The following is a 19,343-nucleotide window of genomic DNA, read 5'->3' on the forward strand; positions in this document are numbered from 1 at the left end:
GGCTCCTAGACGGCGAGAACGCCGTCGATACTGAGGATTTGGTAACTGGGGCGGCAGAGGGAAACACCCGGGCTGACGAGGCGGGCGGTGTCGGGGAGGGTGGGCGTATAGGGGCCAGGGCAGCGCGGGGAGCCGCACAGGAGACGACGCACCTGCCCTGCCAGCGCGTCGGACTGTTCAGCGGTGGGGGCCAGAGCCGCGACAGGAACCCACCACACGGCGGTCACCCCGTCGTCGCTGATCCCCTGCGCGTCCTCCAGCTGCACGTACCCCCCCGGATGCGCCGCGAGATACCCGCCCAGCCCCCCCGACTGCCCAGGCTTGCGCCCGGCGAGAGGGAGTTCGCGCTGTTCGGGGAGGAGGACGGGGCAGGGCAGGGCGGCAGTGAGGCGGGTGTGGAGGTCGGTGATGATGGCGCGCATCAGAGCACCCAGGAGCAAGCGGCGATTGCCTCCCCGCTCATGGGGTCCAGTTGCGCCCAGAAGTGCAGGGTGAGCCTGCCACCGTCGAAGGGAATGATCGCCCTCTCCCCCGGCGGATCCTCCCCAGGCGCGACGGTCAGGAAGCGCACGTCCTGGGCGGCGAGGGTGGGCATCTGCTGGACCGCGCGGGCGTAGGCGCTCCCCCGCACATCGGCTGCCCAGACGTTGCCCCGGAAGGGGATGCCGGGGGTCGGGGTGAGGGGGTAGGGGTAGAAGAACCCCGCCTGCTCGCTGAAGCCCGCCTGGAACTGCGCCTGGATGGCCCGCATCTCCGCGCTGAGGTCATCCATCAGAGGTCCACCTCCGGCTGGAACACCACACCGCGAGGGCGGGTCAGGGTCCTGCTGGAGGAAGCCAGCCCGCTCAGGGCGAGTTGCTCGGCCTGCTGCCTGCGAACCTCCGCGAGACGGGTGGCGAGGCCCTGTTCCATTTCAGCCCCTGACGCGGCCTTCATCCGCTCGGCCTGCCGCGTGAGCTGCCGCAGTTGCGCCCCCAGCAGCAGGTAGCGTGCCCCCGCCTCCTGCTGGGCAGGAGTGGCGTCGGCGCGGGCCTGGGCCGCCGTGACGATGTGGCCCAGGCGGGCGTCGAACTGGCCGGGCATGTCCCCCAGGTCCTCGGGGCGGAAGTCGAGGCGCAGCAGGGCGGCGAGGTCCACGGCTTACCCCCCCAGCGCCTTGAGAGCGTCGTCGGCGTACTTCTCCCCGATGCCTTTCACGGCGATGAGGCGGTCGCGGGCATCAGCAGGCAGAGAGGGGCGCTGGCGCAGCTCCTCCAGTTCGGCGGTGAGGGCCTTGACCCGCTGCTCGCTCTCGACGGAGAAGGTGGCGTAGCCTTCCTGTGTCTTGTCCATCTGGGACTGAAGCTGGTCCCGTTCCGCCGTCACGCGGTCCAGGTCCGCCTTCAGGTCGTGGTTAGCCTTGAGCAGCTCGTCCGCTTCCGCTACGTCCTCCGCCGGGGCCGCCGCCTTCACCTCCCCGGCCTCGTCCACTTCCTGCCCCTTGCCGTTCACCAGTTGCCCGCCCACGTAGAACACGGGGCGGGTGCTGAGCTTGTTGTCCTCGGACATGGCTTACTCCTCCACGAGCGCGGGCGCGGCGTACACATCTGCCGGGGCACCCTGGGGCTTGGGGCCGAAGTTCAGGATGGCCGCCGCGCCCCGGTTGCTCGCGCCGAAGCCGTGCGAGGCTTCCCAGGTCTGCGCCTTGAGGACCGTGTTGCCCTCCTGCCCCTTGAGGCGCAGGCCGCGCAGCACCGCCTGGGCGGGCACGCGCATCTTCAGGGCGCGGGGACCGTTCAGGTTCAGGCACAGCGCGTAGCCGGGGATCGCCCAGGGCTTGGTCCAGACCGGGATACCCGACGCGGTGAAGCCGATGTGGCGGTCATCCGTGCGCGACACGTCCAGGGCCACATTGGTCTGCACCTGGTTGTTCGGCCCGATCACCTGCGCCACCGTGTTGCTGGCGAAGCCCGACAGAGCGCGGAAAGCGGCGGCATCCGCCTCGTTGATGTAGATCACCAGACTGTTGCCGGTGCTGTGCTCGCCCACCGTCGTGGTGAGTTCGTCCACCGCCGTCTCGCCCAGCCCATCGCTGGCGAGGTAGTGGTTGTGGCCCGCCTCGAACCGCTTGCCGTTCGGCCCCAGCGGGGGCACCTCATCGTCCCCGTTGTAGAGGGGCTTCACCTTGACGTTGGCGAACACCTCGGGGCGCACGAACGGCCCCACCGTCAGCGTCTCGGTGACGGGCCGCTCCTGGGGGTTGTAGAGCGCGCGGGCGAGGTCCTCGCGGATGGCGGTGGTGTGGGCAAGCTGCGCCTGGTCATTCATCTGCATGAAGTCGCGCACGCTGCCCACCAGCCCGAAGTGCTCGGTCCAGCCAGTGGCAACCTGCATGGTTTCCAGTGGGAAGCCCCGCCCCTCGGTGGTCCCGCCCTTCTGGGTGGCCGCGTTGCCGTACTCGTCCGTCCGCACCATGCGGAGTCCGGCGGGGACGGGCGCGGCCTCCACGCGCTCGGTGGTGACTTCCACCAGGCGGGCCAGCGATTCGTTCATTTGCGCGTTGTAGGCCACGATCTGCGCGGTGAGGACCGCCAGCGCGTTGGGGATGCCGAAATCGCCCAGCGTCTGGTCATTGGCGCGCAGGTCGGCGAGGTTGTAGGTGCCGGTCTGCCCGACGCGGGGCAGGTAAAGAGCCAGGGAAAGAATCTTCTTCATGGGGTCTCCTCAGGCCACCGCAATGACTTGCAGGTCGGTCTTGCTGACCGCGCGGAACACCTTCACGTGGGCCGCGCTGTCCACCTCGCGGGCATTGACCGTCAAGCCGTAGAGGCCAGGCGTCAGGGCACCCGCGTCCGAGGCGTGGAAGCGCATGCCGACGCCGAAGACAGTCACGGGCTGGCCCGCCAGCGTCTTCTTCGGGCTGCTGATGCCGTCACACACGTCCCCCGCTTTGGCGACGGTGGCGCGGAAGTTGCCGTTGGCGTCCGCAACGATCTTGACGGGCGTGCAGGGATCAAGGTCCACCAGGGCCTTGAGGCCGGTGATCTGGACGGCAGTGTGCCCCTTGGCGTCGATGTCCGCCTTGGGGCTGATGGTGACTTTGGGCATACGGGAAATCCTCCTGTGAGGGGAATCAGACGGTCCCGGCGCCGACGGCAATCGCGCCCGCGTCCACCTTGAGGGTGGGCTGGACGTTGCTCGTGGTGGCGGGCTGGGAGACGAACACGGGCGTGGTGGGCACAGAGGGGGTCACGGGGGCCGGGCCGTCCGCCTTTTTCAGCGCGGCCTCGAAGCCCTTCACGTCGGCATGATCGGCAAGGGCGGTGAAGCCCGTCTCCGTCCCCTTGTCGTCGCGGGCGGCGATGCCCCAGACCTCCTGTTCCTGCTCGCTTTCCGTGCCGCCTTCGGCCTTGACCTTAACCTTCACCTTGCGGAGTTCCGGCAGACCGCGCTCGTCGCGCAGCACGCGCTGGAGCCTGTCGCTGTCGAAACCAAGGGCACCAGCGGCCTTGCCGTAGGCCACTTCGCGCTCCAGCTTGCCCGCTTTGTCAGCCTCGCTGAACTTCAGCTTGGCGGCTTCCACGCCTTCCTTGAGTTTGGCCGGGTCGATGCCGAGGTCACGCAGGGCGGCCTGAGCCGCTTCAAGCTGCTTGGCCGCGTCGCCGGAACTTCCGGCTTGCGTCTGCAACGTGTTCACGGCGGTATTCGCCTCGCTGGCGGCGGCCTCGGCGTCTTCCGGGTCGGTGCTCAAATTGAGCTTCTTGACCAGCCCTTCGTAGGCCTGCTTGAAGCGGCGGGCGGCGCTGTTCTGGCGCTCGCGCTCCACCAGATCGGCACGCGCCTTTTTCCCAGCGGCGGCAGCGTCCCCGTCCGAATCGGACAGGTACTCGTCCCAGGTCTTGGCGGCGGCAGTGGCGAGGTGGACGGTGAGGAATCGGGTCATACGGACCTCCTGCCCGCGATTCGCAGGCATAGGCGAAAAGGCCCCGGCGAATCGCGGGGGCGGGCGGAGCATCTGGGCTTACGGGGAACTTCCCCCGCCACATGCAGGTCAGGGTTGCGGCTTGGGTTGGGGCGGGGAAGTGCCCCGCTCCCGGTCGATCTGCTGCTGCTCGGCGTCGGGGTCCGCGATGCCCGCCAGGCCGCGCAGGGTTTGGAGGCTGATAACCCCTGCCTGCTGGAGAGCCTGGTAGGTGGTGATGGCGTCGGCACTCGGCTCGAAGACACGCTGACGGCAGGTGACCACCGGGCGCAGGCCGTCGTACCTCCCCGGCCTCCCCTGCACGATGGCGCTCACCCGCGCGGCCAGCATTAGCAGGGCGCGGATAAACGCCTCCACCGTCACCCCGTAGCGGGCCACCGCCCGCAGATAGGAGCCGGTGGCCACCTCGCGGCTGCGACCCGACACGGTGGCCTGGTCATCCATCAACATGAAGCGCTGGCGCAGAATGGAATAGATGTTGGCGGTGGCCTGGTCAATCGCGGCCTGGATAGCCTTCGGCTCGGCGGGGTCGAGTTTGTTCACGCTCGCGCCGGGGTACATCCGCTCGCGGGAGACCTCCACCTGCTGTCCATCTGGCCCGGTTTGAGTCTCCACCTCGCGGGCCACGCTGGGTTGCAGGTAGCTCTCCGCGCCGGGGCCGGTGAGGGGCTTGATCCGCCCGTCATCGTCCAGAGGCGGGTCCACTCCCAGCAGGATCGTTTTCTCGAAAGCGGCCCAGCGTGTGTTGCGGCTGAGGCTGGTCAGACCCACGTTCAGCGCGTCCTGGTTGGCGAGCACGTCGCGGGTAACCGCGCCCCGCGCGAAACGCAGCTCCAGCAGCCAGAGCTGCCCGCCCAGATCGAGTGCCCCGCTGTCGGTGCCGTCCCCGTCCGGCGTGATGCTGCGGACGATGGTGCGCCCGTCCTCGTCGAGCCGGGTGAGTTCCCAGCCGTCGCGGGTGCCGCCGCCCGGCACGGGAAGACTCAGCCGGGTCAGGCCGTAGTCCTCCAGGGTATCCGGGTCGGTGTAGATGCCGCTGTCGGCCACGTCTGGGAGGGTGAGCCACAGGCCGTCCAGAGATTTCTCCGGGGGCTGCTGTTTCAGCCGCCCCTCGCTGTCGCGGAAGCGGTCCGGGATACGCGGGCGAACCGGCTGCCGCCCGTGGGCGATGGCCGTAACGAGTGCAGTCTGGAGCAGGCCGGGCAGGTCGCGCCGGTCCCACCAGGAGGTCAGGATGCCTTCCAGTTCCCGGATCAGGGCCTCTTCGTCTTCTGTGGGCTTCTCGTCATCCCCCAGCGGACGGGACACCGTGAAGCCCCAGTCCGGCTCATCCGCGCCCACGCCGTCCGCCAGCATCTCCACGCCCTCAAGCGTCACGTTGCGGAAGACGAAGGACTTGCGGAGCGCCTGCACCTGTTTGCCATAGCGGGGGTCGCTGGAGGGCAGCAGATCACCCGTCCAGTAGCTCACCTGGCCCTCGAAATCCGTGGAGAGGGGCTTCCCGTCGGCGCCCAGCACCGCCAGGGGATTCTCCGGGCCGAGCTGGTGGCCGCGCAGATAGTCAGTGATGCGGCGGGTGAGGGGATTACTGAAGGTGACCACGAATCTCCGGAGAGTGGCAGACGTCAGGTTGTCGATGTCCACGGCACCTCCTCCAGATCGCCGCCTCTATGCAGCCGCCAGGCGCGCAGCACGCCGCCTGTGATGATGGGAAAGTCGAGAAAGGCTGCGCCGGTGGTCTCCAGCGCGGCGTGCCAGTCGGTCAGGTCCACCTCGCTGGGGTGCTGGGGTGTCCCCGCCGGATGGGAATGCCAGTAGCCGAGGTAGCCCCAGCCCTGAGCAGCAGCACACTCGGCAGCAGCCAGGTGGCCGGGATCAGCCATGACGAGAGAGTGGGTGCCGCGCACATCGCCAGGCAGAGGGCCGGTAGCAAGGCGCACCTCACCGGGGGGGCCGAAGAGCAGGCCGCCCTGCTCAAGTGGGTCATCGAGACAGTAAGGCAAGGGAACACGCAGGGTGAGCATCAGGCCACGCTCCGCGGGCGAGTGGTGGTGCGGGTAATGGGAGCCACTTTCCCAAACCCATCCGCGTACCGGGCGGCATACCTCAAGCCGTCTTGCCCGTGGTCGTTCTCCTTCACGGGATGCTCCTTCAGCGTCTCCCCGTTCGCGCCCTTCGCCCACACGTACCCGTCAATCTCCTCTTCGGTGCAGGTGGGTCGGTCACTCAGCCCCGTCTCCTCATCGACGAGCAGCGGGTCACGCTCGACCAGAGCGCCCTTGAACAGGAACAGACGGGGCCGACCATCATCGGCGGGCACCAGGCGGTCGTTGACACCCTGAATACCCCGGCTCACCGCCTTGTCCGCCGCGATAGTCCGAATGCCCAGCTCCTGTTCCAACGTTGCGCGGTCCTCCGCGTCGTGGTCGCACACCCACGCCTCGATATGTTCACTGCCGGTCAAGGCCCTGATCTGGGCCGCGTGGTCCCGGACGGTGCGGCGCGTCCGGTACAGCTCGCGGTAGCGGTACATCCGCCCGTCGCCGTCCAGTGCCCACCACTGGCACACGAACGGATTGGTGAACCCGAAGTCAATGACGACGAAGCGCCGCCACTCCGGCGGAACCGTGAACGGGTCGATCAGATGCAGGTCGTCCCGCCAGGCGTCGTAGACCATGCCCTCAGCCGCCGCCCACTTGCCGTTACGCAGGCGGTCACGGCGCGGCCCCGTGAGCTTGTCGAGGCGGGCCAGGTAGGACGTGCCGAACGGGGTTAGCTCTCCCCTGCTGGTGAAGAGCCGGGGGTTGTCCTCGTGGCGCGACAGGATACGCAGAGTCAGCCCCGCGTCCATCCGCTTCTTCAGCCAGTGGCTGGGCGGCCCAGGGTTGCAGTCTCCGAACAGTTGCTGATACGGCACGACGCCGTTGCGGAGGCGGGTAGAGAGGAACTCCCAGTCATTCAGGCTGAGTTCGGTCGCCTCCTGCACGTAGATGGCGTCGAACTCGGCGGACATGAGCTTGACCGGGTTGTCGATTCCCGCCACCACGATCTCTGAACCGTTGGGGTACTGGTAGGACTGCCGCACGCGCCGCTGCTGGTTGGCTGTATCGCAGCGCGGCTTGACGTGCTGCTCGAAGGTCACCAGAGCCGTCTCGGTAATGGCCGCGCGGAACTTCCGCACGATGGCGAGGCGGCAGCCGGGGTACTTCTCGGCCAAGGCGTTGAGTTTTTCCAGGCAGACTCTCGATTTTCCCGTGCCTGCCGGGCCATCCAGCATCCACTCGTCGGCCTTGCAGCGCAGCACGTCCAGGGCCGAGCCGCGCGGGAAGTACACGCGGGCGCCGGGGGGGAGCTGGGCCGCAGTCACAGGTCGTCCTCGGTCAGACCCGCGATGTACTTCACGCCCAGGTCCACACTGCCCGAGTGTTCGGTGCGCTCTGTGAACAGTTTGTGGTGCTTGCCGATCAGCGTCAGCGCCTCGACGCTGCTCACCCGTTTCCACTTCAGGCCGTGCTGCCCGTACTCGATGCTCTCCAGAGCGAACAATACGCCGTTCTCGGCTGCGGCCTCTAGCGAGGGCACGATGCGCGTCCTGGTCTTGCTGCCCACCTGCTTCTGGTAGGTGGCGTCGGGGTTCTCGGCCAGCTCCACTTCCAGCTCAGCAATTTGCGCGTTGAGACTCTCGATCTTCCCCTTCAGCAGTTCCGGGTCAATCCGCAACATCTGCTCGACGCGGTTCTGGAGGCGGGCCATCTGCTCCGCGAGGGGACGCGCCTCGTAAACCGGCACCTCGTACTCCTCCTCACAGGTGAACTGGTCGCCGGTGACGCGGGCGTAGGCGCTGAGGCGACCCAGCACCTCGTTTGCGGGCATGCACGCCTCGGACATGCGGGCCTGAATGTAGGCCTGTACATCCAGGCGCTTATAGACACGGTGGGCGCTGGCCTTATCGCTGTACCCGGCCTGGCGGCCGGCAGCGGCTACGGTGAAGTTTTGGAGGAACGCCTCGACAAATGCGCGCTGCTTCGGCAGGAGGGCCGCGCCCAGTTCCTCGGCGGTCGGTGGTTGCTTTTCGGCTTCGGTGGTCATGGACGCAGGTCACCTCCCTTCGGCAGTCAGGTGTCGGGAAAACGGTGGGCGCGGATAATCGGCACCGGCTCCCCCCGCGCCGGGCAGGTCTGCCAACACTCGCGGGTCAGGCCGAGGTCGGGGAGGTACCACGGCTGGGGATCACGCTGGCGCCGCTTCCGTGTTCTGGCCTGCGCCTGACGTTCCTGGTGGGCGCGGTAGTCGCGTCGGGCAACAACGAGACCGCACCCCTGCTGCTGTCGCCTGCTCATCTCAGAACACGCCCAGCGCGTTCAGGATCGCCAGTTCGTCACCCGGGTTGAGGATGTACTCCTCCGGCGGTTCGGGGGGAGGCTCCGGCAACTCACATTCGTCAGGCATCGGGGCCTCCTGGGGGAAAGAACGTCTGATGTTGTGGTTCGGAAAAAGGACCGTGCCCGCCCCGGAGGAAGTGGGTAAGCGGGCGCGGCCAGGTCCAAAAGAAGAACCCCCAGCACTTGGCTGGGGGCACTGCTCTGAACTTAGCAAAAGCTTAGCTTTTCCTAGCTCTCAACGCAACTGGATTGCGCCTCCTGTCGCCTCAGAACGGCCTGGGCATAGCGCAACGGTCCCTCTGCCTCAGCGTCCCCCAGCGTGACGGCCAGTGTCAGCACGGCGACCGCATAGCCGGCCGTACGTGCTGCGGGATAGCTCCAACCGCCACCCTCCCGCAGCAGGGAAACGGGAGCCGTGAGACTGCCCCGCACGCGCTCCAGCAGCCCCCCGGCAGCGTGCCGGTCAGGAACGGGTGAGGCGACCATGCTGCTGATCGCGCGCGCCACCTCCGTCTCTCGCAGCTCCCCGATGGGCGTGAGGAGGGCTGTGGGCAGGTCGGGGCCGCCTTCTCCCATCGTGCTGATCGGCTCGAAGCCCCGCGCGAAGGCGTAGCTCATGCGGGGCACCGGAACGGTGTGCTGCCGAACGTCCCAGCCGCGCAGGGCGCGGTACCACACCTCAGCGTAGGCGCGATAGTCCTGCGCCTGCTGGCGAGCCTCCTCGCGCTGCTGACGGGTGGGCAGGCGGTCACGGGGGACGGGACGGGTACGGCGAGGCTCGTCAGGCAAGGGGAACACCTCCAAGGGCGAGAGGACGGCGGGCAGCTCCCTACAGCTCTCAGGAGCGGGGCGGGTGAGGGTGAGGGTCACAGCGTCGCCTCCAGTTCGGCGAGGACCTGCGCCTCAATGGCGGCGGAACGGGCCTCACGGGCTTGGTACCACTCGTGCCCACCGAACACCAGATCGAGCGAGACGGGCGGCGCGGCCTGGTGCAGCTCGCAGAGCCGGGCATTGGCATAGTCCCCGGCCTGCTCGAACGCCTGCTGCCAGTCGTCCGTGCCGCACCCGGACCAGCGCGCCAGGTGGGCGCGGCCCTCGGGCGTTCGAGAGAGCTGGCGGATGCGGGTGTGGAGGCTCACGGCTGGGCCTCGAACAGCGTGCTGGTGATGGGCGTGATCTGCACGACCGCGCGCCCACCGCGCTCCACTGGGCCGCGCGTGATGGTGAGCCGGTCAATCTGGGAGTCGTCGCCGTAGACGCCCCCGTGGGTCAGCAGGTCGAGACAGGCCTTGACGTAGTTGTCGATGTCGCGGCGGCGTCGGTCAGGCGGGCAGACGGTCAGGACAACACTCAGTCTCACGCTGTCGGGCCAGAGCGTGTGCGTCTGGCCTTCCAGGGCCTCCAGTCCTGCCTTACGGTACGCGCGGCCCGCTGCGCTGAGGATGTTGCGGCCGTTCACGCTGCGCCAGAGACGGTTCGTGCTGGGGGGGAAGGGCAGGACAATCACACCTCCCCCTCCCCGCCCGCCTGGGCCTGGGTGGGTGGAGCGTAAGCATTGGGGTCAATGCCGTTGAAGGTAAAGAACATCTCCGCCAGGCCGTATCCAGCAGCCTCTTCATGCCATTCGCGCATCGTGCGCCAGCCGGTAGCACGGAGTTGCGCTATCGGCACACTCACCCTATCCACTCCCGCCTCAGCCTGCGCTGGCGCGGGGGACTGGAGGAGGAGGATGGTGAGGTCGTCATACTCGCGCAGGGCCGCAGGGAGGTACTTCTCTTCCAGGGCGTCCTCTTGCCAGTTATTCAGGTCCACCAGCGTCTCTCGGAAAGCAGCCAGACCCGCTCGCAGCCCATCAGCCGGTACCGGGGCAGCAGGCTGGGCGAGGGCAGCGGCGAGGTGGCGGCGCACCGCTCCGACGAGATTGGTAGCCGCGTCCCGGCGCTGACCATCGGCCAGCCGGAACTCCGGTCCAGTAACCGCCTGAGTGCAGAGTGCCTCGGCGTGGTCACACATCTCCAGGTAGTGCGCCAGTTCAGCAGCCGGAGCGGGGGCGGGAGCAGCAGGGTGGGGGGTGGGAGTGATATCAGCCCACTCCGTCACCCGCACCCCGTTCTCGCGGGCGTAGTTGATCTCCCGGCGCGTGCTTTCGCCCGCCTGAGCTTCGCCGCCCACGATCACGACCTCATCCGCGATGTCAATTTTCCGCAGGTGCAGTTCGTCAAGGTGCCCTTTCGCCGCCTGCGCCATCTCGGGGTCGCCTCTGAACACGCCACAGGACAGGACAATGCAACCTGCGAGGGTGTAGTGAGCATTGGCGCGGCGGTATCCCTCCCTGAACCGGGTAGGCCCGCACAGGCAGATGATGCGGGGGTTGTCCGCCACAGCAGCAGCGGGCGCAGGGCTACTCACGGGACACCTCCGGGGCGAGAAAGTCAATCAGGGTCGTGAGGTCCGCAGGATTCAGCGCCTCCAACGCCTGAGAGGCCAGATAGCGTCGTGCAATGGCCTCTTTCAGGTCGTCGTGCCTGAACGGCCCGCGACGCACGGCCGCTTCCACGGTGTCGAGGTGCGCCGACGCCTCCACGAACTCCCGCAGCAGGGTCAGGTGATGGACAGCACTGCTCAGGAGGGCGTCCCGTCCACAGGCCGCGCACCAGACGTAGTCGCCGTCCTCGCTATAGACGGCGCAGTCGGTGCAGGTGACCTTCCCGCAGTCCTGGCAGGTCTGGGGGTCGTCAATGGGGCGCTGGCAGGTGGGGCAAAGGGCAGCAGCGGGGGCGGTCGGGTCAGGGGTATTCGGCATGGTCAGGGGTCTCCTTGCGGGTGAGGGGCTTGAGGCGGGACGGGTGGACAGCAAACTCTCGCCACCGTCCGCTGACATTCACAGCGATGAGCAACCGTCCCTCAGCGCTGGCGCGGCGCAGGACGCGCGCAAATCCACGCGGCTCGCCCAGGAACTTCACCAGCTCGCCGGGCTGGAATCCGTACAGGTCGTCCATCAGCGGGCCTCCTGGGGGGCGAGGGGCTTGAGGTTGCTCTCTCCGCACACGGGGCAGTAGTAGACCGGGCAGTACGGGGCGCTTCTCCGCGAGCGGGGGGAGTCAATCACTGGCATGACCTTGGTGTGATCGGTGAAGCTCGTCTGCCCCCAGCGGATGAGCTTCACCTCATCACCCAGCCAGCGCATGTGTTCGCACATCTCGTCCGGGGTCTTGAACATCATCTGCTCACTCATCACTCCACCCCCTTGCCCTGGGCGCTGGCGAGGGCGGCGCGGGCCTGCTCAGCGCACCGCTTCAGCGCATGGGCCTCGCTGATCTGACACTGGGCCAGGGCTACGTTCTCCGGCGTGGAGTCATCGGGCAGGTTCCAATACAAGCGCTCTGCCTCGGCACTCCATGCGCTTGCCAGTTGCCGCATCGTCTCCTGTGTACGCCGGAAGTTATTGGCCTCCTGGAAGGCCGCTGCCACATTGGCCTTGAAAGATTCGGCAGGCACATAGCGCACCCCCGAGTTACCGTGATGCTTCGCTTCCTCCCCCAGCCCCCGCACCCGCTCTAGCGCCGCCTGCTCCCGCCGTTCTGCCGCCTCAGCGCGGGCCAGCTCGGCGTCCACCTCCTCCAGCAGGCTCAGTTCCTCCAGTGTGGCCCCGCGTGCGGTGCGCTGGCGGCGGTAGGTGGCGAGGCGGGCCGTCAGATCGGCATTTTTGGGGGTGGGGTCGTCATTCGTCGGCATGGTCAGTTCCTCCCGTCATCGGTCTGGTGCGGGTAAAGGTCGGTGAGCGCGTATCTGAGCTGCCTGTTCAAGAAAAGGACCGCCAGCGCCGCCAGGTGAAAGTCGGCGCTCTCTTTGGTTGCAAAGGCTGGCAGGAAGTTGATGCGGTAGTCGTCAGGCCCGTCGCCGTTCCACCCGGTCTCAATCGCCGCCCAGGTGAAAGGCGGGCACTCCAACTCCATCGGGCTGAGACCGTTGGGCACGTCGTCCGGATTCAGCTCGCGGTAGGCAGGCCATACGGCGCGTAGCCCCGCGAGGTTGCGTTCACGTGCCGCCTTGACCTGCTGGGCATCCGCCCCTTGCAGGCTCTTCAGGTACCCGCACAGCTTTGCCAGCCGCTCACGCTGATAGCTCTCGGGGAACGCGAACGTGTAGGGGTCGCCCGCGACCCAGTGCAGTGCCGGGCGGACGCAGGAGTGGTAGTAGGCCAGCAGCCCGGCGTCCTCACCGTGAATGGTGGGGTCGTCCTGCTTCAGCGTCGCCCACTCGCTGTCCAGTTGGTCGAGGATCAGGGCAAGATTGTTGCGGCTTGCGGCAGACTTAGGGGCTGCTGCCTTGGAAGTGCCCGCGAGGCCCATCAGCGGGCCTCCAGCGGGCTACCGAACGCATTTACTCGGGGAAGTTCAGTGTGTGCTTCAGTTCGGGCAGGTAAGCCCGCACGTACTTGTCGTAGGCTTGCGCCGCCAGTAGCTCGCCTTCTAACTGGGGCGCTGGATCGAAGCTGGCTATAGTCCGCTCCCTGCCCGCCTCGGTCACCAGAGCGACCCAGCGGCGGTTCTTCAGCGTGACCCCGTTGTATTTCGACTTCGGCATGCGTGGCTCCTTCTGACGATTCTAGCCCGTTACATTCCAGGGAGTAACCGGGGTTTTCGCGCTCAGAGCGGCAAAATACCTTCCCAAAATCCCGGTTACACTTTGTGGTCTGAGGGTGGGTCCCCCCTACGGCTCTGCGCGTGCGCATGTGCGTACGTACACCCTCAATATCTATAAAACGTAACTTATAGATATATAGATAAGAGAAACATGCAGCAGGACGGGGAAAAAGCCGGTTACATGTTCCCAGTAACCCCCCCGTAACGAGCCGTAACGCGGGTAACTTCATTGGCGTAGCCTCCGGTTGAACTCTTCGAGCAGGTCGGCGTCACACCGCTCAGGAACCTGGCTGAGGGTGACCCGCTTGGCGCGCACGGGATGGCCCTCGTAGCTTTTGTGCACATCGCCCGCAGCGAAGTAGCTCGCCTGTTCGGCGTACTGCTTCAATAGCGTCGTGTTGGCAATGGCGGCGCGTTCCCGGTAGTGCGCCTGCACGAGGTCCAGGCACGCCTTCGGGCGAATTAGCAGGTCAGTTGGGAGCGCACCGGGCACTACGTACATGCCAGGGCTGGGCACCTTCGTGAGCACGAAGGCGAGCTGCTCTAGGAACAGCTCCAGGTTTGTCACGCCTTCGCTGCCGCCCTCCAACGTGTTGTGGACGCCCTCGCGTAGCGTGTCGAGAATGGCCGTGTCCGGAATAACCTCCAGGTCGTCTTGCAGCACCAGCAGCCCGTAGGCGATGTACGTCAGGGCGTAGCGCAGTCGGGGGTTAGCGGTGCCGCCAATAGCCTGACCGGCCAGGTCAGTTGCACGCTGAATGCGCGCCAGGTGCTCCTTCTCTCCCGTCGTGCGCGCCAGTTCGTGAAGGTGCGCGGCGTAGGCCCACAGTGGGAGCTTCAGGACCTCGCTGTACCCGTCCAGTCCCCCCCGGTCCTGCTTCCGGGTGAAGTACAGGACGCCGCGCGACTTGGTGGCCGCGTCATCCGTGAAGCCTTCCCCCAGCACTACAAGGGGTGCGTTCAGCTCATAAGCGAGGTTCTTGGAGGCCATGCCGGAGCCGCGCCACTTGGTGCCGAGGTCATGGTGCTTGCGGAGCTGGCCGTCGTCGATCTCACCCGGCCGATACTCATCGAGCAGGGCCAGGCTGTTATTCGCGCTGCTATGGGCAATGTCGTACTGGTAGGCCGTCATACCACTCGCCTTAGTCAGGCGGGCGCTGTAGCCGGTCATCAGTTCCAGGGCGATCTGTGCCCCGGAGGTCTTGCCCGACTCGCGCTCCCCAGCCACATACACGAACGGGAGGCGGTTGCCGAGGTGGGGTGTAATGCGGGGGCTGAAGGCACTGGCTGCGCCGTAGCCCAGCAGGGCGTAGGCCACAGCGGGCGTGATCAAGCCAGGCAGCTTCACTATGGCGCGGCGAGCCTCGTCCACCTGTGCCGGGGTGGCGAGACGGGGGGCCTTGAATGCACGGCTACCAGGGTCCACGGGCGTGCCGCTGTAAAAGAGCGGCGGCGTGTCGCCACTGCTGATTGTCCGGTTCTCGAAGACCTCTACCCACTCGCCCTCGTGCAGGTGAAGCCCGTAAGACTTCACGCCACGGGCACCAGGCAAGTCGGGGTAGGTCGCGGCGATGTAGTCGCCAATCTTGGCAATGTCGCTGTTGTTCGTGGTGAAACAGCGAGCCTGATAGCCGCCTACTGTTTCCAGTAGGTCTTTGCGGCTGTTCCAGGCAGAGCTTCCCAGTTGCAGCTCGTGATGCCCTCCTCCCCGCACGATCAGCGTTCCCCGCTCGCCGTAAGTACCGTCGGGGTAGTGCAATTTCAGGTTTGGTTCCCATACCCAGTTGGTGAGCTGTTCGGGGTACCAGTCCACGACCTCGCCGCCTTTTTTGACCGGGCGGTCGATGTAGTAGACACCGTGCTGCACGTAGACCCCGCTCACAGGGGGACGGGGCGCTTCTAGACCCGGCACGCCTGCCGCCTCGCTGCGCACCCGGTCTTTGCCGATGGTGCCCTGCGCAGCGGGCTGCCGCTCAGGCTTCAGCCCCACCCCGCTCAGATCGCGCGGCTCGGCCTTGCCCGCCTCCAGACCAGAGTGCAGCGTGTCCCGGATTTCGCCCGCGTCCAAGCCGACGGCCTCGGCAGCCTCGCGCAGTTGCCGCTCAGCCTCCACCTCGTCCAGAATCCCGGCTCCGATCAGGGTACCGACCGCGAACGCGCTGCGGTTGAGCTGATCGTTGCGGCCCCCCTCTCCCGTCGCCCGGACGGCCTCCACCTCGCGCTGGAGCGCCGCCTGGGCATAGCGCTCCTGGGCCGTGCCGGTCAGCTCGGCGGGCTGGGAAACGGGCGCGGGCTTGGGCTTCTCGACGTATCGGTAGCCTTCCAGCGCGTCGCGTTCAACCCAGGCGTCGGGGTCCTGGTGCCACAGTTCGACAGGGAGCGGGCGCTCCCGATTTTTCAGGTTCAGGGAGCCGGGGAGGCGGAAGATACGCGCCGCGTCCACAGTTTTGGGGTCACCGTCGAAAGCGGCGGCGAGGCCCCGGTTGTACGCCTCGGTATCCGCGAGGTCAGACCGCGCCCGGCGCGCCCAGTACACCTGCAACCCGTGCCCGGTGTACACGACGGCGCGGGGCGGGAGATCGGCAGCCAGGAAGGCGGCGAGGTAGTGCCTGAAGGCGGCCTCGGCGCACTCGCGCAGCTCCTCCGGGGTCATGTTCTGCACGTCGAGCTGGCCGTGAACCCAGGGAGTGCCCTTGAGGTCGATGTCCAGCCAGACGAGGTGCGTGGGGTGGACGTTCTGCGCCGTGCCGTCCTGCTGGTCACGGCGCAGGCTGATGCCGAAATAGGCGTTCTGCTTCTGGGGGATGGCCGTGAACTCGTCGGGGTGTCCCTCGAAGGCGGGCCAGGGCATCCAGGCTCGCCCCTTGCTGGGCAGGAACCGGAACTCGACGAATCCGGCGGGGGGCGTGACCCCCCCGTACAGGAGGGCCACCCACTGGAGGGGTGAGGGTTGAGTCATGTCAGAGGCCCAGCCAATCCGCGCCCGTGCGCTCAGCAGCGATAGGGGGCCGCGTCACCTGCACCTGCTCGACCTGCCGCCGCACCTCGCGCTCGACAACCTCGGGCACCTCCCAGAAACCCTGAGCGCCCCGGCACTCCACCGGCTCGGGCAGCGCAACCACCTGGCTGAGCATCAGGTGGAGCTGGCCGGGAACCGCCCAGGAGCTGCGGCTGGCGCGGGTGGTGCCGCTGATCACGGCAACGGCGACGATGCCGGACACGAGGAACGCCTCCGGGGCGAAGGGGCCTTCCGGCGAGCGGCTGGCGAGGAACTGCGCCGCGCTGCCAGGCAGCTCGCCGCCCAGGTTGGCGCGCATGGCCTTCAGCCCGGCGATGAACTCGCGCCAGCCCTGATTCCGGCCTCGCTTGGGGCAACTGCCGGAGTGGATGGCGACGGGTTCCCCGATGATCTGGGGTAGGCCCATCAGGTCGGCCACGCGGTCATCCCAGTCGCGGTTTTCGATGTCCTTCCCGGCCCACCCAATAGCAAATCCCCAGGGGTGCCGGAGCGTGAGGGCCTTCATGCCACACCTTCCAGGTCCATCAGCCGGAAGGCTGCCTTGATCTCCTCGACGCGGGCCGCGCGGCTCAGCTCGTCCCACTCGCTGACCAGTAGCGGCTCCTGCACGCCGATCTCAGCAGCCAGAGCCTCCATCTCCGCCGGGATGCTGACCGGGTACTCGGGCCAGTACACGCCGTCCTCGGGGCCGTCCCAGGGGTCGGGGGCAGCCACCAACGGCACGCCCAGCAGCGCCTCGGCGGCCTCCACGAACTCCGGGCGGATGTCCAGCACCACCGGCTCGGGCGCAGGCTGCGCCAGTCGCCGCAGCAGGCTGGACGGCTCATCCGGTGCGTCGCTCGCCGCGTTCGTCCACCACGCCACGACGCGCAGCGTGCTGACCACACACAGGTGGTTCTTCGCGCGCGTGCTGGCCGTGTAGAAAAACTTCTTGGCGGTGTCGTCCCGCACCTTGCCCGGCTGCATCACGATCACGCGGGGCCAGTCGCTGCCCTGGGCCTTGTGGACCGTGATCACGTAGCCGAGCTGCACGAACTTCTCGACCTCATCCTCGGGGATGTCCACCTCGCGCCCAGTGATTTCCACGCGCAGATGCGGCATCAGGTCGCCCTGCTCGACTTCCCAGCCGCCGCCGGGTTGCTTGCGCTGGACCAGCTTGGGCTTGCTGACCAGGCCCACCACACGCCCCGTTTGCCCGTTGAAAATGTTCAGCAGGGTGCTGTTCTTGACGACGATGATCTTGTCGCCCTCGCGCACTTCCGCGTGGTAGAGGGGCCGGTTGCGCTCGCCGGTGCCCAGCTTCCACAGCGGGTACTCGAACAGCGGCGTGCCGTCGGGGTTGATGACGGCCTGTGCCCGGAGGTTGTAGCGCTCGGCGTTCTCGTTCTGGTAGGTGATGACCTGCCAGGCCTCGTAGTTGGTCCCGCCGTGCGTTCGCACGAGCTGGTCGAACAGCACGTCGAGGTTGCTGGGGTCCACGCCCAAGTGCATCTCCACGCACTCGGCAGGTGCAGGCCGGGAGCGGTTCAGGATGCCTTCCGCCATGTGCAGGATGCCCTGCTGGTCTGCCTGCCGGTAGTTGCGGGAGAGGTGCGCGCGGGGCGCGCCGTGGTTGATCAGGTCCACGAAGGGGGTTCCGTAGCCGATGGGCGGGAGTTGGTTGGGGTCGCCCACCAGGATCAGGTGCGCGCCGGGCCGCAGGCTGTCCACCACGGCCCACAGCAGCCAGTTGGGGAGCATGGACGCCTCGTCGATCACGATGAGGCCCTCGGCCAGCGTGTCCACCGTGAAGCCGCGTTTCTGGTAGCCCAGCGCCTTGTGGATCGTGGTCGCCTCCGCCATCACGCCGTAAGCGTCGAAGGCTTCCCGCATCCGGTCGGCCGCCTTGCCCGCGAAGGCCATGCCGCGCACGCTGCCGCCCGCGACGATCACGCACTGAGCGAGCGCGGCCACGACATGCGTCTTCCCGCAGCCGGCCCCACCGGTCAGGCACAAGACGCGGGTATGCAGGGCCGATTGCACGGCAGCACGCTGCACGTCATCCAGGCCCAGCCGTTCACAGATGTCGAACTGGGCCTTGGTCAGGGGGGGTAGGGTGTCAGCCAGCGGGGGGAGCTGGCGCATCCAGCGTTCCAGGCCCTTCTCGGCTTCCAGTTCCTCGGGGAGCCAGTACAGCCCTTCCTCGACTGCCACGCCCGCTTCCTTGTGGGTCGGGTCGCGGAGTTCCAGCTTCACGCGCTCGCTGAAATACTCGCGCTCGCCCAGCACGCCGCGCTGTTCCAGAATCCAGCGGTTGCCCGCCTCGTGGCGGCGCTCGTCGTCGGGACCGATGTCGAACTTCTCTTTGGCGATGCGGTCGGCCTTCTTGAAGCCGATGCCGTCCACCTCGACGAGGCTGTAGGGGTTGCGTTCGATCACGACCAGGGCCGCGTCCGGGTCGCCGTCGCCCAGGTCCTCGATGACGCGCTTGTAGAGCTTGGAACCAATCCCGGGCAGGTCCCGTATGGTCTGGCGAGGGTCAGTTCGGTACCACAGGGGACCTTGCTTGCCGTTTAACATGGTGGAACCTCCAGAAGGGGTTAAACAGGACTCGCGCGGATGCTGGCCGGCTCGCACGAGTCCTGTTTTCAGGGGTTAGTAGTCGAGGTCAGGGCTAGCACCAGCAGCCACAGGTGCGGGAACCGGTGCGGGACGGGCGGGGGCCATCTTCTGTTGGGGTGCAGCCGCCGGTGCGGGGGCAGCCTTCATCGGCTTTTTGGGGCCACCCGCCGCCGCGATCTGCATGACTTTGGCGATCTCGTTGCCTTCCTTCTCGCCGTTGTTCCAGATGCCCACGACCAGGCGGCACTTCTTGCCCAGCAGCTCCTGGCCGTCCACCGTGAGGCTCTTGACCTCGGCCTTCTCGGGCTTGCCCTGATCGTTCATGCCCTGGATGTGTTCGACCAGTTCGGCATAGCTCTGGATGAACTCGCCCAGGTCGAGGTCCAGCAGGCCGGCGTTCTCGTTGTTGAGAGCGAGGCCCGCGATTTCCCCGGCGCGCTTCCAGAAGGCGCTCTTCTCGTTCCACTTCATGTTCTTGGGGAAGCCGAGGTAGTCCACCAGCTCGAAGTCCTGGCCTTCGTCGTCGGTCCACTTCCAGATGAACATGATTTTCGGCGCGCCTTCGGCTTGAAATTTGGTGGGTTTACCCATCAGTACCAGAGCCTTGTCGAGCACCATGTCGTAGGTGCCTTCGGGGAAGAGAGTGCGCTCGAAGTTGCTGCTTTCCTTGCTCTGTCCGGTAAGTCCCATGGTGGTGTCTCCTGTGCTGGCCCGGTGCTTGAGGGTCAGGGGCC

26 protein-coding genes are annotated in these 19,343 nt (G+C 67.0%); all 26 read right to left on the reverse strand.

The genetic code is table 11. The features are described from left to right. Positions 1 to 5: 5 nt before the first annotated feature. The 26 genes from DEIPH_RS14270 to DEIPH_RS20480 all read right to left on the reverse strand — a co-directional run bounded on the left by DEIPH_RS14270 (position 6) and on the right by DEIPH_RS20480 (position 19,299). Positions 6 to 422, reverse strand: a complete 417-nt coding sequence (locus DEIPH_RS14270; RefSeq protein ID WP_034359326.1) for a hypothetical protein — start codon at positions 420 to 422, stop codon at positions 6 to 8. Beyond that, a complete protein-coding gene (locus DEIPH_RS14275; RefSeq protein ID WP_034359328.1) occupies positions 422 to 772 on the reverse strand; it encodes a hypothetical protein in 351 nt (116 codons plus the stop codon). Before DEIPH_RS14275 ends, DEIPH_RS14270 begins: the two co-directional genes overlap by 1 nt. Continuing rightward, positions 772 to 1,137 (reverse strand): hypothetical protein, encoded by a 366-nt coding sequence (locus DEIPH_RS14280; RefSeq protein WP_034359330.1) that lies wholly within the window; start codon positions 1,135 to 1,137, stop codon positions 772 to 774. Before DEIPH_RS14280 ends, DEIPH_RS14275 begins: the two co-directional genes overlap by 1 nt. 3 nt (positions 1,138 to 1,140) lie before the next feature. Continuing rightward, the gene (locus tag DEIPH_RS14285; protein WP_034359333.1) at positions 1,141 to 1,548 is read right to left on the reverse strand and encodes a hypothetical protein; all 408 of its coding nucleotides are present in this window, start codon (positions 1,546 to 1,548) and stop codon (positions 1,141 to 1,143) included. 3 nt (positions 1,549 to 1,551) lie between these two features. Next, on the reverse strand, positions 1,552 to 2,694 hold the full coding sequence (locus DEIPH_RS14290; RefSeq protein ID WP_034359335.1) for a hypothetical protein: 1,143 nt from the start codon (positions 2,692 to 2,694) through the stop codon (positions 1,552 to 1,554). A gap of 9 nt (positions 2,695 to 2,703) precedes the next feature. After that, entirely contained in the window at positions 2,704 to 3,087 is a 384-nt protein-coding gene (locus tag DEIPH_RS14295) for a hypothetical protein (protein ID WP_034359338.1), read from the reverse strand. Positions 3,088 to 3,112: 25 nt separating this feature from the next. After that, on the reverse strand, positions 3,113 to 3,922 hold the full coding sequence (locus DEIPH_RS14300; RefSeq protein WP_034359340.1) for a hypothetical protein: 810 nt from the start codon (positions 3,920 to 3,922) through the stop codon (positions 3,113 to 3,115). Positions 3,923 to 4,030: 108 nt separating this feature from the next. Then, a complete protein-coding gene (locus DEIPH_RS14305) occupies positions 4,031 to 5,605 on the reverse strand; it encodes a hypothetical protein (protein WP_034359343.1) in 1,575 nt (524 codons plus the stop codon). After that, on the reverse strand, positions 5,587 to 5,985 hold the full coding sequence (locus DEIPH_RS18890; RefSeq protein ID WP_051517408.1) for a Mov34/MPN/PAD-1 family protein: 399 nt from the start codon (positions 5,983 to 5,985) through the stop codon (positions 5,587 to 5,589). Before DEIPH_RS18890 ends, DEIPH_RS14305 begins: the two co-directional genes overlap by 19 nt. Then, the gene (locus DEIPH_RS14315) at positions 5,985 to 7,328 is read right to left on the reverse strand and encodes a phage terminase large subunit (protein ID WP_051517409.1); all 1,344 of its coding nucleotides are present in this window, start codon (positions 7,326 to 7,328) and stop codon (positions 5,985 to 5,987) included. The genes DEIPH_RS18890 and DEIPH_RS14315 overlap by 1 nt, the downstream gene beginning before the upstream one ends. Continuing rightward, entirely contained in the window at positions 7,325 to 8,050 is a 726-nt protein-coding gene (locus DEIPH_RS14320; RefSeq protein ID WP_034359344.1) for a terminase small subunit, read from the reverse strand. Before DEIPH_RS14320 ends, DEIPH_RS14315 begins: the two co-directional genes overlap by 4 nt. A 26-nt stretch (positions 8,051 to 8,076) precedes the next feature. Continuing rightward, positions 8,077 to 8,301, reverse strand: coding sequence for a hypothetical protein (locus tag DEIPH_RS19350; protein WP_081790934.1), 225 nt, complete (start codon positions 8,299 to 8,301; stop codon positions 8,077 to 8,079). Between the two features lie 270 nt (positions 8,302 to 8,571). After that, positions 8,572 to 9,132: a hypothetical protein gene (locus DEIPH_RS14325; RefSeq protein WP_152544957.1), complete on the reverse strand. Its 561-nt coding sequence runs from the start codon at positions 9,130 to 9,132 to the stop codon at positions 8,572 to 8,574. A gap of 77 nt (positions 9,133 to 9,209) precedes the next feature. Then, complete coding sequence (locus DEIPH_RS14330) at positions 9,210 to 9,482, reverse strand: hypothetical protein (protein WP_034359347.1); 273 nt, start codon at positions 9,480 to 9,482, stop codon at positions 9,210 to 9,212. After that, a complete protein-coding gene (locus DEIPH_RS14335) occupies positions 9,479 to 9,850 on the reverse strand; it encodes a RusA family crossover junction endodeoxyribonuclease (RefSeq protein ID WP_051517410.1) in 372 nt (123 codons plus the stop codon). Before DEIPH_RS14335 ends, DEIPH_RS14330 begins: the two co-directional genes overlap by 4 nt. Continuing rightward, complete coding sequence (locus DEIPH_RS20475; RefSeq protein ID WP_200868182.1) at positions 9,847 to 10,611, reverse strand: hypothetical protein; 765 nt, start codon at positions 10,609 to 10,611, stop codon at positions 9,847 to 9,849. Before DEIPH_RS20475 ends, DEIPH_RS14335 begins: the two co-directional genes overlap by 4 nt. 133 nt (positions 10,612 to 10,744) lie before the next feature. Next, positions 10,745 to 11,146 carry a hypothetical protein gene (locus DEIPH_RS14345; RefSeq protein WP_034359350.1) on the reverse strand — a complete coding sequence of 134 codons (402 nt, stop codon included), beginning with the start codon at positions 11,144 to 11,146 and terminating at the stop codon, positions 10,745 to 10,747. Then, the gene (locus DEIPH_RS14350) at positions 11,130 to 11,342 is read right to left on the reverse strand and encodes a hypothetical protein (RefSeq protein ID WP_034359354.1); all 213 of its coding nucleotides are present in this window, start codon (positions 11,340 to 11,342) and stop codon (positions 11,130 to 11,132) included. The genes DEIPH_RS14345 and DEIPH_RS14350 overlap by 17 nt, the downstream gene beginning before the upstream one ends. Continuing rightward, positions 11,342 to 11,578 carry a hypothetical protein gene (locus DEIPH_RS14355; RefSeq protein ID WP_034359356.1) on the reverse strand — a complete coding sequence of 79 codons (237 nt, stop codon included), beginning with the start codon at positions 11,576 to 11,578 and terminating at the stop codon, positions 11,342 to 11,344. The genes DEIPH_RS14350 and DEIPH_RS14355 overlap by 1 nt, the downstream gene beginning before the upstream one ends. Further along, entirely contained in the window at positions 11,578 to 12,078 is a 501-nt protein-coding gene (locus DEIPH_RS14360) for a hypothetical protein (protein ID WP_034359359.1), read from the reverse strand. Before DEIPH_RS14360 ends, DEIPH_RS14355 begins: the two co-directional genes overlap by 1 nt. A 2-nt stretch (positions 12,079 to 12,080) precedes the next feature. After that, positions 12,081 to 12,695, reverse strand: coding sequence for a hypothetical protein (locus DEIPH_RS14365; protein WP_034359361.1), 615 nt, complete (start codon positions 12,693 to 12,695; stop codon positions 12,081 to 12,083). A gap of 31 nt (positions 12,696 to 12,726) precedes the next feature. Then, positions 12,727 to 12,930 (reverse strand): hypothetical protein, encoded by a 204-nt coding sequence (locus DEIPH_RS14370; protein WP_034359363.1) that lies wholly within the window; start codon positions 12,928 to 12,930, stop codon positions 12,727 to 12,729. A gap of 285 nt (positions 12,931 to 13,215) precedes the next feature. After that, positions 13,216 to 15,948 (reverse strand): DNA-primase RepB domain-containing protein, encoded by a 2,733-nt coding sequence (locus tag DEIPH_RS14375; RefSeq protein ID WP_034359365.1) that lies wholly within the window; start codon positions 15,946 to 15,948, stop codon positions 13,216 to 13,218. A 1-nt stretch (position 15,949) separates the two neighbouring features. Next, positions 15,950 to 16,513 (reverse strand): ASCH domain-containing protein, encoded by a 564-nt coding sequence (locus DEIPH_RS14380; protein ID WP_034359367.1) that lies wholly within the window; start codon positions 16,511 to 16,513, stop codon positions 15,950 to 15,952. Next, positions 16,510 to 18,567 (reverse strand): AAA family ATPase, encoded by a 2,058-nt coding sequence (locus DEIPH_RS14385; protein ID WP_034359369.1) that lies wholly within the window; start codon positions 18,565 to 18,567, stop codon positions 16,510 to 16,512. Before DEIPH_RS14385 ends, DEIPH_RS14380 begins: the two co-directional genes overlap by 4 nt. 75 nt (positions 18,568 to 18,642) lie before the next feature. After that, the gene (locus tag DEIPH_RS20480) at positions 18,643 to 19,299 is read right to left on the reverse strand and encodes a hypothetical protein (RefSeq protein WP_034359371.1); all 657 of its coding nucleotides are present in this window, start codon (positions 19,297 to 19,299) and stop codon (positions 18,643 to 18,645) included. Between the last annotated feature and the right edge of the window lie 44 nt (positions 19,300 to 19,343).

The organism is Deinococcus phoenicis (assembly GCF_000599865.1).
GTDB classification, from domain to species: Bacteria; Deinococcota; Deinococci; order Deinococcales; family Deinococcaceae; genus Deinococcus; species Deinococcus phoenicis.

Coding starts and splice junctions, on each gene's coding strand:
- DEIPH_RS14270 (WP_034359326.1), bottom strand. CDS start 422: ATGCGCGCCATCATCACCGACCTCCACACCCGCCTCACTGCCGCCCTG.
- DEIPH_RS14275 (WP_034359328.1), bottom strand. CDS start 772: ATGGATGACCTCAGCGCGGAGATGCGGGCCATCCAGGCGCAGTTCCAG.
- DEIPH_RS14285 (WP_034359333.1), bottom strand. CDS start 1,548: ATGTCCGAGGACAACAAGCTCAGCACCCGCCCCGTGTTCTACGTGGGC.
- DEIPH_RS14290 (WP_034359335.1), bottom strand. CDS start 2,694: ATGAAGAAGATTCTTTCCCTGGCTCTTTACCTGCCCCGCGTCGGGCAG.
- DEIPH_RS14295 (WP_034359338.1), bottom strand. CDS start 3,087: ATGCCCAAAGTCACCATCAGCCCCAAGGCGGACATCGACGCCAAGGGG.
- DEIPH_RS14300 (WP_034359340.1), bottom strand. CDS start 3,922: ATGACCCGATTCCTCACCGTCCACCTCGCCACTGCCGCCGCCAAGACC.
- DEIPH_RS18890 (WP_051517408.1), bottom strand. CDS start 5,985: ATGCTCACCCTGCGTGTTCCCTTGCCTTACTGTCTCGATGACCCACTT.
- DEIPH_RS14320 (WP_034359344.1), bottom strand. CDS start 8,050: ATGACCACCGAAGCCGAAAAGCAACCACCGACCGCCGAGGAACTGGGC.
- DEIPH_RS19350 (WP_081790934.1), bottom strand. CDS start 8,301: ATGAGCAGGCGACAGCAGCAGGGGTGCGGTCTCGTTGTTGCCCGACGC.
- DEIPH_RS14345 (WP_034359350.1), bottom strand. CDS start 11,146: ATGCCGAATACCCCTGACCCGACCGCCCCCGCTGCTGCCCTTTGCCCC.
- DEIPH_RS14350 (WP_034359354.1), bottom strand. CDS start 11,342: ATGGACGACCTGTACGGATTCCAGCCCGGCGAGCTGGTGAAGTTCCTG.
- DEIPH_RS14355 (WP_034359356.1), bottom strand. CDS start 11,578: ATGAGTGAGCAGATGATGTTCAAGACCCCGGACGAGATGTGCGAACAC.
- DEIPH_RS14360 (WP_034359359.1), bottom strand. CDS start 12,078: ATGCCGACGAATGACGACCCCACCCCCAAAAATGCCGATCTGACGGCC.
- DEIPH_RS14365 (WP_034359361.1), bottom strand. CDS start 12,695: ATGGGCCTCGCGGGCACTTCCAAGGCAGCAGCCCCTAAGTCTGCCGCA.
- DEIPH_RS14370 (WP_034359363.1), bottom strand. CDS start 12,930: ATGCCGAAGTCGAAATACAACGGGGTCACGCTGAAGAACCGCCGCTGG.
- DEIPH_RS14375 (WP_034359365.1), bottom strand. CDS start 15,948: ATGACTCAACCCTCACCCCTCCAGTGGGTGGCCCTCCTGTACGGGGGG.
- DEIPH_RS14380 (WP_034359367.1), bottom strand. CDS start 16,513: ATGAAGGCCCTCACGCTCCGGCACCCCTGGGGATTTGCTATTGGGTGG.
- DEIPH_RS14385 (WP_034359369.1), bottom strand. CDS start 18,567: ATGTTAAACGGCAAGCAAGGTCCCCTGTGGTACCGAACTGACCCTCGC.
- DEIPH_RS20480 (WP_034359371.1), bottom strand. CDS start 19,299: ATGGGACTTACCGGACAGAGCAAGGAAAGCAGCAACTTCGAGCGCACT.